Raw genomic sequence first — 16,932 nt, 5'->3', positions numbered from 1 at the left:
GGATAACCCTATTATACACTAAATAGCCTGGGTCATGAAACTTCTGCTTTCCAAGACTTTGACCATAGCCGCAGCTGTATCAATGGCTGTAAAGAGTGGGATACCACCCTCAATGGCTGAGCTACGAATGATTTGACCATCCGAGTCTGCCACACGCTTTTTACCAACTGTATTGACAATGGCTTGAATTTTTCCAGCTCGAACCAGACTTGGAATGTCGAAACCACCTGTATCACCAACCTTATTGACCAAGGTAACAGGAAGTTGGTGGTCCGTCAGATAGGCTGCCGTTCCGCTAGTCGCAAAAATGCCATAGCCCAAATCGTGGAAACGACGCGCCAGCTCCAAGGTTTCTTCCTTATCTTCATCCGCAATGGTAAAGACGACATTGCCAAATTCTTCCAAGTGCTGGTAGCTAGCTTCAAATGCCTTGTAAAGTGCTTTTTCAAGCGTCACATCTGAACCCATAATTTCGCCCGTTGACTTCATTTCAGGTCCCAAAAGACTGTCAACCTTTGCCAATTTTGTGAATGAGAAGACTGGAGCTTTGACGTGGACCTGCTTGCTTTCTGGATAGAGACCGTCTGTATAGCCAAGTTCTGCCAAGGATTGACCCAAAATCAATTTGGTCGCGACTTGAGCCATCGGAATGTCTGTCACTTTTGACAGGAAGGGAACGGTTCGGCTGGCACGTGGATTGACCTCAATGACATAGACCTTTTCGTCCTTGATAACAAACTGAATGTTCATCATACCGATACAGTTGAGACCAATAGCCAATCGCTTGGTGTAATCAGCAATGGTTGCTTGTACCGCTGGCGACAGGGTTTGCGGTGGGTAAACTGCCATAGAGTCACCCGAATGGACACCTGCCCGCTCGATGTGTTCCATAATTCCCGGAATGAGGACATCCTTGCCATCAGAAATCGCATCTACTTCACACTCTTGACCAACGATATAACTGTCAACGAGAACAGGGTGCTCAGGACTAGCCTTGACCGCCGTCCGCATGTAGGAACGTAGGTCATTTTCATTTTCAACAATCTCCATGGCACGCCCACCCAAGACATAAGATGGACGGACAAGGACTGGAAAGCCAATTTTGCGGGCCGCCTCAAGAGCCTCTTCTTCATTGGTTGAGGTTTGACCTGGTGGCTGCGGGATGTCCAAGTCTTTCAGAGCTTTTTCAAACAAATCGCGGTCCTCAGCCCGGTCTAAATCTGCTACCTGAGTTCCCAATATCGGAATACCAGCCTTGGCAAGCGGTTCAGCCAAGTTGATGGCTGTCTGCCCACCGAATTGCACAATGACACCTTTGGGCTGCTCCAAATCAATCACATTGAGTACATCTTCCAAGGTCAAAGGTTCAAAATAGAGCTTGTCCGAAACCGAGAAATCTGTCGAAACAGTTTCAGGGTTGGAGTTCATGATAATAGCCTCGTAACCTGCTGCCTGAATGGCTTTGACAGAGTGAACCGTCGCATAGTCAAATTCAACCCCTTGACCGATGCGGATTGGTCCAGAACCTAACACAAGGACCGATTCCTTGTCTGATTTGATGGATTCATTTTCCCAAGCATAGGTTGAATAGAAATAAGGCGTCGCGCTCTCAAATTCTGCTGCACAGGTATCCACCATTTTGTAAACTGGGACAATGCCATTTTCAGTCCGGAGCTGGCGAATATAGTATTCCGTCCGCCCCCACAGCTCTGCTATTTTACGATCCGCAAAGCCGTATTTTTTCGCTTTTTTGAGGACATCTAAGTTATCAAAATGCGTCGCCAATTCCTGCTCAAGCTCTATAATATGCAACAACTTATCAAGGAAGAACAGGTCAATCTTGGTTAATTGGGCTAGTTCCTCAATCGTATAGCCACGACGAATGGCCTCAGAAAGGTAAAAGAGTCGGTCGTCCTGCGCTTTGACAATCTTTTCCACTAAGTGATCGTCCGGCACTTGGCTGAGTTCTGTCATTTCATTGTGATAAACACCGATTTCCAAGGAACGGCAGGCTTTCAAAAGGCTTTCTTCAATGTTCCGTCCGATGGCCATGACTTCCCCTGTCGCCTTCATCTGTGTTCCCAGACGGCGCTCCCCTTTTTCAAATTTATCAAATGGGAAACGGGGGATTTTAGCAACTACATAGTCCAAAGCAGGCTCAAACATGGCATAGGTTGTCCCAGTTACTGGGTTAATCATTTCATCCAGGGTCAAACCAACCGCAATTTTTGCCGCTAATTTGGCAATAGGATAGCCAGTTGCTTTTGAAGCCAAGGCTGACGAGCGTGACACGCGCGGATTAACTTCAATGACATAGTATTTGAAACTATGGGGATCCAAAGCCAACTGGACATTACAGCCACCTTCGATTTTCAAGGCACGAATAATGCTGAGGCTGGCATCGCGGAGCATCTGGTTTTCAATGTCTGACAGGGTTTGAGTCGGCGCAAATACAATCGAATCTCCTGTGTGGACACCAACAGGGTCAAAGTTTTCCATGTTACACACCACGAGTGCATTGTCTGCCGCATCGCGCATCACTTCGTACTCGATTTCCTTGAAACCTGCAATTGAGCGCTCAATCAAACATTGAGTTACTGGCGACAATTTCAAGCCATTTCCAGCGATTTCGCGGAGTTCTTCCTCGTTGGCACACATACCGCCACCTGTACCGCCCAGCGTGAAGGCCGGACGCACAATGACTGGGTAGCCGATAGAATTGGCAAAGTTCAGCGCCTCATCAACGGTCGTCACAATTTCAGACTCAGGAATGGGCTGATTGAGATCCTCCATCAATTGTTTGAACAAATCGCGGTCCTCAGCTTGGTCAATGGCCGACAATTTTGTTCCCAAAAGCTCAACACCCAGCTCTTCCAAAATTCCAGCCTTAGACAATTCCATAGCCATGTTGAGACCTGTTTGTCCACCAAGGGTTGGCAAGAGAGCATCAGGACGCTCTTTTCGCAAAATACGACTGACAAATTCCAGCGTAATCGGCTCGATATACACCTTATCCGCAATTTCCTTGTCGGTCATAATTGTTGCGGGGTTGGAATTGACCAGTACAACGCTGTAGCCTTCTTCTTTCAAGGCCAAACACGCCTGCGTCCCCGCATAATCAAACTCCGCAGCCTGACCAATAATAATCGGACCAGAACCAATCACCATAATTTTTTTAATATCGTTTCTTTTTGGCATAATGTATGATACAAAGCCCGTTAAGAGGACAAAGCGAAAATAGGAAACGGAACGCTGATACTTCAAGCATCCAGACGACGTTTATCTTTTTCACACAGCCCTTAGAGCGTGTTCGAATATTAAAATCAAATCGTACTCGAACCTGTATCTTCTCCTTTCTATTTTCTATCTCTCCGGATAGAATTAAATAATTCTCCGACGTGAGAAAATGGATTCGATATTAATCCATTTTCGAGCTAGTGCAAGGGATAGCCTGATCTCCATAGAGGCAGGCGTAGGGAAATGAGTTGCTTGCAACCATTGACCTGTCCCTTGCCTTTCTATTTGTCAACTCACAGATTGACATTAAATAAGATAAGTCCGACGTTAGGAAAGACAATTCGATACTAATTGGCTTTCCTAACTAGTGCAAGGGATAGCCTGACCTCCATAAAGGCAGGCGTAGGGAAATGAGTTGCGTGCAACCATTGACCTGTCCCTTGCCTTTCTATTTTCTATCTCTCTGGATAGAATTAAATAACTCTCTGACGCTTAGCTACCATTCAGCTAGCGTTCTTGCTTAAATGAATCCATCAAGTCCATAAATTCGTCAAATAAATAGCTGGCATCATGCGGACCGGGTGCTGCATCTGGGTGGAATTGCACTGAAAATCCGGGAAGGTATTTGTGACGGACGCCTTCGACAGACTTGTCGTTGATTTCCTCGTGGGTAATCATCAAGCAATCCGGCAGTTCCTCGCGTGATACTGCATAACCGTGGTTTTGACTGGTAAAATCAACACGTCCTGTCGCAATTTCGCGCACGGCATGGTTAAATCCACGGTGACCGAATTTCATCTTGTAGGTCTGGGCACCATTTGCCTTCGCATACAATTGATGGCCCATACAAATACCGAAAATCGGAATCTTCCCTTGAATACCACGAATCATATCAAGCGCCTCTGGAACATCATCTGGGTTCCCCGGTCCATTGGACAACATAACACCGTCTGGAGCCAGAGCCAAAATTTCCTCTGCGGTCGTGTCATAAGGAACGACAGTTACATTGCAATCACGCTTGGCCAATTCACGTAAAATCGAATGCTTGAGACCAAAATCGACCAGTACAACGCTCCGACCGACACCCGGAGCAGGATAGGCTGTCTTGGTAGACACCTGCTCAATATTATTGGTCGGCAAGACTGTCGCCCGTAGTTGATCGGTCAAATGTTCAACACTATCTCCAACATTAGCCAAGGTCGCCTTCATCGTCCCGTGCTGACGAATAATCTTGGTTAAAGCTCGCGTATCAATCCCTGAAATACCGGGAATTTTTTTAGCTTTCAAAAATTCATCCAAGGTCAATTGGTTGCGCCAATTACTAGCACGACGGGCCCACTCACTGACCACTACACCCTTACAAGTTGGCGTGATAGATTCGTAATCATCGCGATTAATGCCATAATTTCCTACCAAAGGATAAGTAAAGGTCAAAATCTGACCGTTATAAGATTGGTCGGTAATTGACTCCTGATAGCCTGTCATTCCAGTAGAAAAAACCAGTTCTCCAGTCACATCAATATCCGCTCCGAAGGCCTCGCCCTCGAAAATTGTTCCATCTTCTAAAATTAATCTTCTTTTCGTCATATCTACCTCGTTGATTCTCTCAGGAATCCTTTAACGTTTTGAATTTGTATTCACAAAGGGGCAGAAAACTAGCCTTAGTTAGATGTGCCGAGCTGTGAATACAGGTTCTATACCTTACCATTTACAATCGCCTCCAAAATCGCCATTCGGACAAAGACGCCGTTTTGCATCTGACGAACGATCCGCGATTTGGGAGCCTCTACCAACTGGTCATCAATTTCAACATCACGATTGACAGGCGCAGGGTGCATAACAATCGCCTGTTCCTTCAAGCGCTTGTACCGTTCCCCCGTCAATCCATGCAGACGATTATAGGTTTCTTTTGAAAAACTTTCTGATCCATCGTGGCGCTCATGTTGGACACGCAGAAGCATCAAGACATCCACTTCCTCGACAATATCATCAATCGCGACATGTTGACCGTAGACATCAAATTCCACCGAATACCACTCTTCTGGGCCAGTAAAGTAAATATCTGCCCCCAGTCGCTTGAGGATTTGCATGTTGGACTTGGCAACCCGCGAGTGAGTAATATCGCCTGCAATGGCAATTTTCAGATTTTCAAAGGTGCCAAATTCTTCATAAATGGTCATCAAATCCAGCAAGGACTGGCTTGGGTGTTGCCCAGAACCATCCCCACCATTGACAATGGAGGTCTGGATGCTCGGACTATCAATCAATTGTTTGTAGTAATCAACCTCGGAATGGCGGATGACACAAATATCAACGCCCAAGGCTGACATGGTTAAAATGGTATCGTACAAGGTCTCGCCCTTGTTGACCGAGCTGGTTCGAGCATCAAAGTCAATCATGCCCATATCCAAGCGCAGCTCCGCCATTTCAAATGACTTATGCGTTCGCGTCGAATCTTCAAAGAAGAGATTGGAGGCATAATACTTCCGACTTAGGGTAACGGGCTCGCCTTTCTTGAAAGCCAGTCCGCGTTGAATGAGACCCAACACTTCTTCATTCGAAAGTGTTTCCATTGTTACCAAGTGTTTGAGAGAAACCTTACCATCTACAATTGTCATGATACTACCTGCCTTTTTGTGCCTGACCTATTCTGCCTCTACTAATAAAACTGCGTCATGACCGTCAATTTCAGTCATGTGAACGATAATTTCCTCAGCCCGACTGGTCGGGATATTTTTCCCAACATAGTCCGCACGAATTGGCAATTCCCGGTGGCCACGATCGACCAAGACAGCTAAACTAACACGAGCAGGTCTGCCCAACGATACGATATTGTCAATGGCGGCACGAATGGTGCGTCCAGTGTAGAGAACATCATCCACCAAAATCACATCACGGTCATTGACATCGGCGGTGATGCTGGTGGTATCTTCTTCTACTTTCACATCGTCGCGGAAGGGCTTGGTATCCAATTCTCCCAGAGGAACATCAATTCCTTCCAACTGCTTAAGACGTTCTTGAATCCGTCGGGCAATGAAAACACCTCGCGTCTTGATACCAGCCAAGACGATCTTGTCCAAATTCTTATTGCGCTCGATAATCTCATAGGTGATACGGGTAATTGCCCGTTTCATGGTCATATCGTCTACGATTTCTTTGGTTTTCATTCTAAACCTCCATAAATATGATACAAAAAAACTCTCCCTTTCAGGAGAGTTCAGAAAATACAGGACCAGTGCATGAAAAACTCCAACAGAATTTCCCATCTTGTCTGTCCACATTTGCTCAATGCTCTCCTTGCCTGTCTCTCTGGACAGCTCTTAAAGGATTTCTAGCATCAGTATAGCACACTTTATCTACGGCGACAAATTCTTACTGTAAAAAATTTAATAATCTTCGTATTTTGCTTAGAATGGTGCTGATTTAGCCAAAAAAGACTGTGATTTTAGGGATTTTACACCCGCCAAAACATAACCAAAGAGCAGATAGGTCACAAAGATAATGGCGCAATAGGTCAAAACGTAGTTCCACCCATACTTGGGAACATTGAGAAAGAAATAGGCAAATGGACTATCCTTGGCGTCAGGAATAGGAATTTTGAGGAAAAATCCATTGACCAAGCCAAAAGCCATGTAGGCAAGTGGCAGACTGGTCCACCAAACGGGGTCCAACCACTTGTACTGACGCTGCCGATCGACAATGAGCGTATCCAGCAAGAAATAAATGGGAACGATATAGTGGCAGAGAAGATTTTCCACGCGCCAAAAATGCTCAGCCAGTGGTGCCAACATGATATGATAAACCACACAGGTTATCATGATGGACATAGTCACACCAGCCTTGATTCGCAGAAAGTTCTGGTCTTGCAAATTTTGGCCCTTGTTCATGGCATACACCATATAAATAGCAAAAACCGCCACCAAGAGATTGGACAAAACCGTATAATACATGAGCATACCAATGCCGTACTTGGCAATTTCCAAACCAGTCCCTGTAATGGCTAAAATCACCAGCAAACAACGACTGTAGAATAAAATACTCTGATTCTTCATAGTTTCCTTTCTTATGTTAAAACCTTTTTCAGACTTTCCTGAGGTGATGGCGGACGGTAGTAAACTTTCTTGTTTCTAGGTTTACTCCTCAAACAGTCCCCCAGACTGTTTGAGCTACCTACGGAATTCCATACCTAGTATTTGAGCCTTTTGTCGCTTTTTTATTTCTAAGCAACAACCTACAAAGGTCTGGGAGACCTTTGTAGACCGAAATACTCCGAATGCCTGAAACGATAACATTTCAGGCATTTTCATCACAGCGGAAAGTCGTGGTTTGGGCTCGCTCCGCTCGCAAAATAAAATAATTTTTTGTTTTATTAGCAGAGCTACTCAGATTATTTGAGCCAATACATAGTTTGTCTACGTCTTAAAAAGACTGGATTTCCCAGTCTAATTGCTAAATCTTCTTCACAAATTCTGATTTGAGTTTCATGGCGCCGAATCCGTCGATTTTGCAGTCGATATTGTGGTCGCCTTCAACGATGCGGATACCTTTAACGCGCGTGCCCTGCTTGAGATCCTTCGGTGCGCCTTTGACTTTCAAATCCTTGATCAGCGTCACTGTATCTCCATCAGCCAAGCGATTGCCATTGGCATCAATAGCGGCTGGACCGCTCTCTTCCTCAGCAACCTCGGCTGGGTTCCATTCGTATGCACATTCTGGACAGACCAAAAGCGCGCCGTCCTCATAGACATATTCTGAATTGCACTGTGGGCAATTTGGTAAAGTTTCCATTCTCGTTCTCCTTCTTTTTCATCTGTATCAGTCTATCATCTTTTTGGAAAATGGGCAAGATGCTCTTATTGTCACTACTGAGTGGCTTGACGTAATTTTTCCAGCGTTTCTTGGAAAATAGCTGGCGCGTCAGCCGTAAATTCTACCAGCTCTCCCGTTCTCGGATGGGTAAATCCAAGCGTCTGAGCATGCAGAAATTGACCCTGCCCCTTGAGCGTTTTACGTGGTCCATAGGCCTCATCGCCAGCCACAGGATGACCGATATAAGCCATGTGAACACGGATTTGGTGGGTTCGTCCCGTTTCCAAGGTCAATTCAACCAAGGTATAGTCACCGAAACGTTCCAAGACTTGAAAACGTGTGACTGCTTCCTTGCCCTTGGCTGTGACTGCCTGTTTCTTACGATCTTTCTCCGAACGACCAATCGGTGCCTCAATCATACCGCGGTCATTTGGCAGATTGCCGTGGACAATGGCAATATATTTGCGGAGGGATTTCTTGGCTTTCAATTCCTCAGCCAACCTGGTGTGGGCCTCGTCGTTTTTAGCAACCATCAGCAAACCGGATGTGTCCTTGTCAATCCGATGGACAATGCCCGGGCGCAAAACGCCATTGATAGCCGACAAATCTTTCACATGATAAAGCAGGGCATTGACTAGCGTACCCGACGTGTGACCAGCAGATGGATGCACCACCATGCCTTGTGGCTTATTGACCACGGCAACGTCCTCATCTTGGTAGACAATATCCAAGGGAATGTCCTCTGCTACATAGTCTACTTCTTCGATTTCCGGTACTTGGTAGGTCAGGACATCGCCTGCATGCACGGTATATTTGGCTTTTTTGGCTTGACCATTGACCAAGACCTGCCCAGCCTTGATTTGCTCATTGGCAACCGAGCGGGACAATTCCGTCAAATCCGCCAAAGCCTTATCCAGACGAACACCGCCTATCTCAACTCTTACTTCCATTACTTTCTTCTTTCAAAATACAAATAAACAGGAGCCCAACTCCCACCGACAGACACATATCAGCCACATTAAAAACCGGGAAATTGATAAAATCCAGCTGGAACATATCCACCACGTAGCCCAGACGGACACGGTCAATAAAATTTCCCAAAGCCCCCGCCATCATCAAGGACAAACTGAACAAGGTCAAGAGATTTCCCTTGATATTTTTGACATAATACCAGACCAAGCCAATCATGACAACCACTGTAACAATGGTGAAAAACCACTGCTGTCCCTGCAAAATAGACCAAGCTGCACCATAATTTCTCAGATAGGTCAAACTCATAAAACCTGGCAAAAATTCCCGACTGGCGTGCAATTCAATATTGGCTACGGTCCAAGCCTTGACCAACTGGTCCACACCGATAAAAGCCACTGCCAAAAGTGGCAATCCAAACTTACGCATTTTCTTCCTTCTTCTTATCAAAATAAGCCTGCATGGTATTGACAAAATCAAGCGCACAATGGCTCAGTTCATCGCCAGCCCGCTTGACATAGACCATGCGGTTATCCACCTTCCCCTTAAAGGGAATGACCGTAATCCCATTGACCGACTCGTCATCCAAAAATCCCGAACCCGTCGCATAGGCGTCCGTCCGCTCTAGAATCCCGTTCAAGGTAGCGCGATCCGTCACATCAAAAACAACCGACGAATCCGACGTGTCAATCAAATTCTCAGAATAATAAAGATAAGCCTCTTTTTCTTGGGTAAATCGGACCGTTGGCAAACCAACCAAATCCTCAGCCTCAATCTCTGCCTTTGCAGTTAGAGGATGATTCTCCCGCAGGTAGATATGGGTCTGAAACTCCGCCAACTCAATCACCTGCAAATGCAATTTGTCCAGCTTTTGCATAATCCCCTTGGTATTGCGATCGTTGAGATAAATAATTCCCAGCTCACTATAACCCTGCGCCACCTCATCCAAAATTTGTACCGTAGTCGACTCAAAAATCCGAAAATGTGGATATTGAGGATGCTGCCGAGAAAAATCCGTAATCAAGGGTGGCAAGAAATCATAGTGCTGACTGCTGATAGAAAAAGTTTTTTCACCTTCTTCTGATTGCAAATAAAGATGCTCAAATTGATCAAAGCCCTTGACTAAACTCTGAGCCTTCTCATAAAATTCCATTCCTTTTTGGGTCAAAAAGGTCCCAGAACTGGTCCGACTGAAAATCTGAAAACCTAGCTCTTTTTCTAAATCTTTGATGGAAATGGATAGGCTAGGCTGAGATACGTACATTTTCTCCGCTGCCTCACGAAAAGTTCCACTATTGGCTATAGCTACCACATAGCGAAGCTGTTGAATATTCATCGATCCATCCTTTCTTCATTCCATTTTTCCTATCTTTCTATTATACCACATAATAAAACCACCAGCAAAATTGCTGGCGGTAAGTGACTATAACTTTTTAATCATGATAAGACAGGGATTCCATTCGTCCCACAAGTTTGGAAAAACTTCCAACTTAGCAAAGCCACAAGAGTGATAAAAGCCAATAGTCTGATCGTATTCTTTATAATGCCCTTGGTCAACCGTTTTGACTTGTAGATAGGCATAAGATTTTCTCGCCTCTCCTTCTAATGCTTGCATCAACGCTCGTCCCAGTCCTTTTCGATGATGAGATTTTTTAACACCCATACAGTGAACTTCCCCACAATCGTCAGAGGTGCTCGTTAAGGTTACGAATCCTACTGGCTCATCTTCGTCAAATGCGGCCCACAACGGCAGCAAACTCCCATCCTGAATATATTCTTTAGTGCTTTCAGGTAAGCCAAACCACTCAGGTAAATCTGTCAATACCGTTTTTATAATCTCAGCTTTTACAACTGAATCCCTTATTGCTACAATCTTCATTATTTTCTCCTTTCGGAGGTTAATTTGCCCTAACCTCCTTACACTTGATTCCTTGTTTTCTAAAATATCTTACTATTCCTCTCATTTGAATCGCCTCCCTTCATTCTATTATATGGTAATTCTAGCATCTATTGCCCTTGTTAGTCAAACTATATATATGTGTCCATTTTCAACTGATAACTTTTATATAACTACCAATGCCTGACCATTTCACACCAAACCCTTGGTAAATGAAAAATGGGTACCAAAACAAAAAAACAGGCCCTCCGAAATCTCGGAAAGCCTATTGTTAAGCCATTTTCAGACTTATTTTGCGATTGGGTAAACAGATACTTGTTTTTTATCGCGACCTTTACGTTCGAAGCGTACAACGCCTTCTACTTTAGCGTAAAGAGTGTCATCTCCACCACGACCTACGTTAGCTCCTGGGTAGATTTTAGTACCACGTTGGCGGTAAAGGATTGAACCACCTGATACAGTTTGGCCGTCAGCAGCTTTCGCACCAAGGCGTTTCGCTTGTGAGTCACGACCGTTTGATGTTGAACCTCCACCTTTTTTGTGGGCCATAAATTGCAAGTTAGCAAGATTCAAGTTTAACATATGTTATTCCTCCGAATTTCTTTAATAAGTGTCCCAAGCTACGCCTTAAGCGTTGATAGCGTTGATAACAACTTTTGTGTAAGGTTGACGGTGACCTTGTTTACGGTGGCTACCTTTTTTAGGTTTGTACTTGAAGGTAACAACTTTCTTTTGTTTACCTTGTTTTTCAACAGTACCAACTACAGTAGCGCCTGCTACAAGTGGAGTACCCACAACAGTTTTCTCACCACCAACAAGAACAACTTCTTCGAAAGTTACTTCTTGACCTGCTTCAACGTCCAATTTTTCAACGTAGATAGCTTGACCGACTTCAACTTTAACTTGTTTACCGCCAGTTTTAATGATTGCGTATGTGCTCATTATGCACCTCCTATGAAGATATGGGCCTTGCCCGAATTTTTGTGAAGACTCGCCTAGTACCGTGGGACAAACCACTTATTTTGAAAAAACGGTAATCGAGCGGTTGCACAGGTGTGCATAGTCAACAGTCCTATTATACCAAAAACACCTGCAATTGCAAGTGTTTTGTATGATTTTTTTACATTTCAAAGCTTTCACTGGTCTGTTTGTTTGGCAAGAAGAGCGAGAGCAGGATACCAACCACTGCTGGCATCAGCCAAGATAAGGATTGTCCGGCAAATGGCAGAGCTCCAATCAGGTTTGAAATTCCTGACCAGCCAAATTGTCCAGCCAAGACTTCTACTAGCGACAAGACTGTTACCACACCAATTGTCAGCTGCATGCCTGGTTTTGACAGAGGCACAAATTTATTGACAATGGTAATCAGAACAATACAAATGGTAATCGGGTAGAGAACCAAGAGAACTGGGATAGAAAAGGCAATAATCTTGCTCAAACCAAGGTTAGCAATTCCAAATCCAATCAAGGTAAAGACTGTCGCATAAACCTTATAGGAAAATTTCGGAAAACGTTCCGCGAAAAATTCGCCTGTCGAAACAATCAAACCCGCTGTCGTCGTAAAGCAAGTCACGATAACCATAGCAGCCAAGAAAATCTGGGCGCTAGGACCAAAAATAGCTTGCGTTGCTTGCGACAAGATGTAGACGCCCTTGTTTGTGTCAGAAGCTAGAACATCAGCTGGTACGGGGAAATGATTGCCCAAGAATGCTAAACCAATATAGAGAGCAGAGAAAGCCAGTGCAACGACTGCACCAACTGACCAAATGGTTGACACATACTCTTTCTTGCTTGAAAATCCAAGCTGTTTCAAGGTATTGACCGCTACCACACTAAAAGCTACTGCTGCCAAGGCATCCAGTGTATTATAACCTTCGATAAAGCCTGTTCCAAATGCACGTCCTGCCGTGTAGCTTTCTGCGGCTGGTAAAGGATTAGTTGAACCATACTTGACAATTCCCAAAACGACCAAAATGACAATCAAGATAGCAAAAACCGGCGTCAAAATCCGACCAATCGTGTCCAAAATTTTAGACGGTTTCAAGGCAATCAAATAGGCTGCCACAAAGTAATTAGCTGTAAAGATCAATAACCACAAAGCCGTATTAGCATTGCCCAACAGTGGCGCGATACCGACTTCAAAAGAGGTGGTCGCTGTCCGTGGAATTGCAAAAAATGGTCCAATTGCCAAGTACAAGGCAACAAGATAAACAGTAGCAAACAAGGGTGAAATCTTACGTGAGATCTCATGCACGTACCCTTTAGGGTTTAGCGTCCCAACAATCAATGCGACTACCGCAATACCGACGCCTGACACGACAAAGCCGAGAATGGCCGGCCAAAAATTCTCACCAGACAAAACGCCAAGCGCCGGCGGAAAAATCAAATTCCCTGCACCAAAAAACATTCCAAACAGGAGTAAACCTGTCAGTGCTCCTTTATACCACAAAAATTCGATTTTTCCGAACGATTCGAACTAAAAGATCCAGCAATAACTTGATTTACATGTATGTCGAAATAATTGTATGCTACAGTAAGTCTTCAATCAAACTATCTACTTCGTCTTTCACTTCCTCTTTCGGTGTGATTTCAGTTACGATAATCCCAGTCACAGCACGTTCTACCAAAGCATCTACATCCATGCGGGCTTCGTACTGCTCCACATTTTTAATCTTAGGGTTAGTCTTAGGACGGTCTGGAGCAAAAATCGTACAGCAATCCTCAAAAGGCTGGATGGAAATCTCAAAAGTATCAATCTCTTGAGCAATGTCAATGATCTCCAGCTTGTCCATGGTCACAACTGGACGGATAACAGGTGTATTGGTCACCGCATTGATAGCCTGCATGGATTCCAAGGTCTGACTTGCCACTTGTCCTAGACTTTCACCATTGATAATAACCATAGCACCACGTTCTTCACGAACTCGGTCTGTAATCCGCATCATGAAGCGACGGGTCAAGGTCATCAAGTAAGCCTCCGGAGCTTTTTCCTTGATTTCTTCCTGAATTTCAGTAAATGGTACCTCAATAAATGTAATATTGCCACCAAAAGCAGTCAATTTACGAGTCAAGTCATGGGCTTTCTTAAGTGCCCCTGGACTCGTATAAGGCGGGCTAGCAAAGTGGAGGGCTTCGATTTCAACCCCACGTTTGAGAGCCAAATAGCCCGCAACAGGCGAATCAATACCACCTGATAACATAAGCGTTCCTTTTCCAGATGTTCCAACTGGCAGACCACCTGCTCCCTTGATTTCTTCATGGGAAATATAAGCAGCGTCAGGACGAATCTCCACACGCAAGGTAATATCTGGTGACTTCATTTGCACTTGCACATTTGGAATAGCTGAGAAGACCGCATCTCCAAGGACTTGGTTTAGGTCACGGCTGTCTAATTCAAAATTGTGGTCACTACGACGCGCAGCAATCTTGAACGTCATGCCTTCCTTGTAAATAGACTGCATAATCTCCACAACCGCTTCTTTCAAAGCTGGAACAGACTTCTCAACCTTATATGACGGTGCAAAATTTTGGATACCAAAAATCTTCTTCAAAGAAGCTGAAACTTCCTGATAATCTGCCCCATTCAAATAGACATGACCACGGTCACGGTCAAAATAAACGGTCACTTCTGGGTAGACTGAAAGGACGTGCTTGATGTTGTTACGCAGTTTGTTGACAAACCGCATCTTGTTTTTCCCTTTTGTTGACAATTCGCCATAGCGAATCATAATTTCTGAATAGTTCATTCTACCTTACTTTCTGTGTATTGTGATAAATTTGTTTAAAAATCGTGAGAAATTGTTCGATTTGCCCCATATTGTTGTCATCATCCAAGCTGACACGGACTGCAGTTTGTGCCAACTTCTGAGGAACGCCCATGGCAATTAGTGTACCCGCAGGTTTCCCTGCCTTAGACGAGCAGGCAGATGTAGTTGAAATATAAATCTGATGGTCCTCAAAAGCATGAACAATGACCTCACCACGAATATTCTTAATTCCAAAGGTCAAAATACTAGGTACAAAGTTTTCCATTCCAGAAAAGACCGTCACATCTTGATACTTGCTCAATTCATCCACCAGAATCTGCTTCATAGCTGCCAGTTGCTTCTGGCTGTCTGTCGCCTTGTCTAGGGTCAAGCGGAGCGCCTTAGCAGTTGCTGCGATACCTGCCACATTTTCCGTGGTTGAGCGTTTATCGCTTTCCTGTCCTCCTCCTGTCAATAGCGGAGCGATTTTCTTGCCTGCTTTGATATAGACGAAACCTACCCCTCTGACAGAGTGGAATTTGTGACCTGAAAAACTAGCAAAATCAACTCGCTCTGTCAAATACCGTTCTGTTGGCACCTTGCCGATAGCCTGTACCGCATCCACATGGAAGGAGATGGTCGGCTTATCAGCTAATAGCTGTGAAATTTCCTGAATGGGCTGAATGGCGCCAATTTCATTGTTGACGGCCATGACGGATACCAAAATCGTATCGGGACGTAACAAGCTCTCCAATGCCGAAACATCCACAAACCCTTGGGCATTGACCGGCGCAAAATCCACCTCAAAACCTTGCGTTTTGAGCCAAAGTGCTGACTCTTTAACCGCTGGATGCTCAATAGCTGAGACGATAATGTGCTTGCCCAGATGTGCCTTTTCAAAGGCCACTCCCTTGATGACCCAGTTGTCACCTTCTGTACCACCAGAGGTAAAAAAGATTTCCTTGCTATCCTTGCCTAGCAATTCTGCAATTTGCTTACGGGAGGCCTCTAAGATACGGGTTGCCTGACTGCCCAAATTGTGCAGACTAGACGGATTGCCCCAAATTTTTGTCGCTACTTCTGTATAGGTCTTGAGCGCCTCAGGATAGACCTGAGTCGTCGCTGCGTTATCAAAATAAATCATGATGTCATTCCTTTGTTTGCAATAGTCCTATTTTATCACTTTTTACCAGCTTTCGCCAACCATCACTACGAAAAGACAGCCCACGGACTGTCTTGCATACCTATAAGATTTCTTTCAACCGTTCGATGTCAGCCTGGCTAGTTGACCAAGAAGTTGCTATACGAATGACTGTGTGTTCTGCGTCAAATTTCTCCCAGTAACTATAAACCAAGCCCAAATCTTTAAAACGGTCAAGTTCTTCATTTTTGACAATAATAAACTGCTGATTAGTCGGCGAATTGAGATAGAACCGATAGCCTTTTTCAACTAAAACTACCTTGAGTTGCTCTACCATGTCAATCGCATGCCGTCCGATGCTCATATAGAGATCATTAGTGAAGAACCGGTCAAATTGGACACCGACCACTCTTCCCTTGGCCAGCAAAGCCCCGTGTTGCTTGACAATGGTTGTAAAATGTTTAGGCTGATTGTTTTTGGTAAAGACCAGAGCCTCGCCAAGCAAAGCCCCCATTTTAGTACCGCCAATGTAAAACAGGTCTGTCAGCTCTGCTATTGTCGGTAAATCCACATCCGTATCAAGTGAAGCTAGTCCATAGCCCAAACGTGCCCCGTCCAAATAAAGTGGAAGCTGGTAACGGCGACAAACCCTAGCCAAATCGGTCAGTTCTGCCTTGCTGTAGAGGGTACCGTATTCAGTCGGGTGGGAAATGTAGACCATACCTGGAAAAACCATATGCTCGTGATTTCCATCGGCATAAAAATAAGCCAAATAGTTCTCAACATCCGATGCCTTCAATTTTCCTTCGTGATGTGGCAAGGTCAAGACCTTATGGCCAGAAAATTCAATGGCACCAGCCTCATGGGTCGCAACATGACCTGTCTCGGCTGCAATCACACCCTCGTAGGATGCCAGCAAGGAATTGATAGCGATTTGGTTGGTCTGTGTTCCACCTGCTAAGAAGGTTACTTGAGCATGAGGACAACTTGTAGCTTGGCGGATTTTCTCAATTGAAGATTCTGTGTGGCTATCAAGTCCGTAGCCTGCTAATCCCTCGTCATTAGTAGTAATTAGAGCTTCCAGTAAAGCAGGATGAACTCCCTTATTATAGTCATTTTCAAAATGTAGCATC

General features: G+C 44.7%; 16 protein-coding genes and 1 other annotated feature. All 16 genes read right to left on the bottom strand.

Features of this window, described 5'->3' with window-relative positions; translation table 11 throughout:
- Positions 1-18: 18 nt before the first annotated feature.
- Positions 19-3,198: a carbamoyl-phosphate synthase large subunit gene (gene carB, locus AB1F57_RS07325; RefSeq protein ID WP_170239209.1), complete on the bottom strand. Its 3,180-nt coding sequence runs from the start codon at positions 3,196-3,198 to the stop codon at positions 19-21.
- A 546-nt stretch (positions 3,199-3,744) separates the two neighbouring features.
- Positions 3,745-4,824 (bottom strand): carbamoyl phosphate synthase small subunit, encoded by a 1,080-nt coding sequence (locus AB1F57_RS07320; RefSeq protein ID WP_105110138.1) that lies wholly within the window; start codon positions 4,822-4,824, stop codon positions 3,745-3,747.
- Between the two features lie 107 nt (positions 4,825-4,931).
- Positions 4,932-5,855, bottom strand: coding sequence for an aspartate carbamoyltransferase catalytic subunit (locus AB1F57_RS07315; RefSeq protein ID WP_105137437.1), 924 nt, complete (start codon positions 5,853-5,855; stop codon positions 4,932-4,934).
- Between the two features lie 27 nt (positions 5,856-5,882).
- The gene (gene pyrR, locus AB1F57_RS07310) at positions 5,883-6,404 is read right to left on the bottom strand and encodes a bifunctional pyr operon transcriptional regulator/uracil phosphoribosyltransferase PyrR (RefSeq protein WP_105137438.1); all 522 of its coding nucleotides are present in this window, start codon (positions 6,402-6,404) and stop codon (positions 5,883-5,885) included.
- Positions 6,405-6,644: 240 nt separating this feature from the next.
- Complete coding sequence (locus tag AB1F57_RS07305; protein ID WP_367985547.1) at positions 6,645-7,289, bottom strand: Pr6Pr family membrane protein; 645 nt, start codon at positions 7,287-7,289, stop codon at positions 6,645-6,647.
- 397 nt (positions 7,290-7,686) lie between these two features.
- A complete protein-coding gene (locus AB1F57_RS07300) occupies positions 7,687-8,025 on the bottom strand; it encodes a zinc ribbon domain-containing protein YjdM (RefSeq protein WP_167785507.1) in 339 nt (112 codons plus the stop codon).
- A 74-nt stretch (positions 8,026-8,099) separates the two neighbouring features.
- On the bottom strand, positions 8,100-8,996 hold the full coding sequence (locus AB1F57_RS07295; protein WP_105137440.1) for an RluA family pseudouridine synthase: 897 nt from the start codon (positions 8,994-8,996) through the stop codon (positions 8,100-8,102).
- Positions 8,980-9,444, bottom strand: coding sequence for a signal peptidase II (gene lspA / locus AB1F57_RS07290; RefSeq protein ID WP_105137441.1), 465 nt, complete (start codon positions 9,442-9,444; stop codon positions 8,980-8,982). The genes AB1F57_RS07295 and lspA overlap by 17 nt, the downstream gene beginning before the upstream one ends.
- Positions 9,437-10,351 carry a LysR family transcriptional regulator gene (locus AB1F57_RS07285; RefSeq protein WP_167785506.1) on the bottom strand — a complete coding sequence of 305 codons (915 nt, stop codon included), beginning with the start codon at positions 10,349-10,351 and terminating at the stop codon, positions 9,437-9,439. The genes lspA and AB1F57_RS07285 overlap by 8 nt, the downstream gene beginning before the upstream one ends.
- An 87-nt stretch (positions 10,352-10,438) precedes the next feature.
- The gene (locus AB1F57_RS07280) at positions 10,439-10,894 is read right to left on the bottom strand and encodes a GNAT family N-acetyltransferase (protein WP_105137443.1); all 456 of its coding nucleotides are present in this window, start codon (positions 10,892-10,894) and stop codon (positions 10,439-10,441) included.
- A 306-nt stretch (positions 10,895-11,200) separates the two neighbouring features.
- On the bottom strand, positions 11,201-11,494 hold the full coding sequence (gene rpmA, locus AB1F57_RS07275) for a 50S ribosomal protein L27 (protein ID WP_009909754.1): 294 nt from the start codon (positions 11,492-11,494) through the stop codon (positions 11,201-11,203).
- A 45-nt stretch (positions 11,495-11,539) separates the two neighbouring features.
- A complete protein-coding gene (rplU, locus tag AB1F57_RS07270; RefSeq protein ID WP_105137444.1) occupies positions 11,540-11,854 on the bottom strand; it encodes a 50S ribosomal protein L21 in 315 nt (104 codons plus the stop codon).
- A 35-nt stretch (positions 11,855-11,889) separates the two neighbouring features.
- Positions 11,890-11,969 (bottom strand) — a sequence feature (ribosomal protein L21 leader region).
- Positions 11,970-12,032: 63 nt separating this feature from the next.
- Complete coding sequence (brnQ, locus tag AB1F57_RS07265) at positions 12,033-13,361, bottom strand: branched-chain amino acid transport system II carrier protein (RefSeq protein ID WP_367985546.1); 1,329 nt, start codon at positions 13,359-13,361, stop codon at positions 12,033-12,035.
- A gap of 79 nt (positions 13,362-13,440) precedes the next feature.
- Positions 13,441-14,658: a tRNA uracil 4-sulfurtransferase ThiI gene (thiI, locus tag AB1F57_RS07260; RefSeq protein WP_174852820.1), complete on the bottom strand. Its 1,218-nt coding sequence runs from the start codon at positions 14,656-14,658 to the stop codon at positions 13,441-13,443.
- Between the two features lies 1 nt (position 14,659).
- Positions 14,660-15,802: a cysteine desulfurase family protein gene (locus AB1F57_RS07255; RefSeq protein ID WP_367985545.1), complete on the bottom strand. Its 1,143-nt coding sequence runs from the start codon at positions 15,800-15,802 to the stop codon at positions 14,660-14,662.
- Positions 15,803-15,902: 100 nt separating this feature from the next.
- The gene (locus AB1F57_RS07250; protein WP_105137448.1) at positions 15,903-16,931 is read right to left on the bottom strand and encodes a beta-eliminating lyase-related protein; all 1,029 of its coding nucleotides are present in this window, start codon (positions 16,929-16,931) and stop codon (positions 15,903-15,905) included.
- Position 16,932: the final 1 nt, after the last annotated feature.

The sequence above is a fragment of the Streptococcus nasisuis genome, from assembly GCF_040836615.1.
GTDB classification, from domain to species: Bacteria; Bacillota; Bacilli; order Lactobacillales; family Streptococcaceae; genus Streptococcus; species Streptococcus suis_V.
Note: the sequence above shows the minus strand (reverse complement) of the source record. Positions and strands in the feature narration are given on the sequence as shown.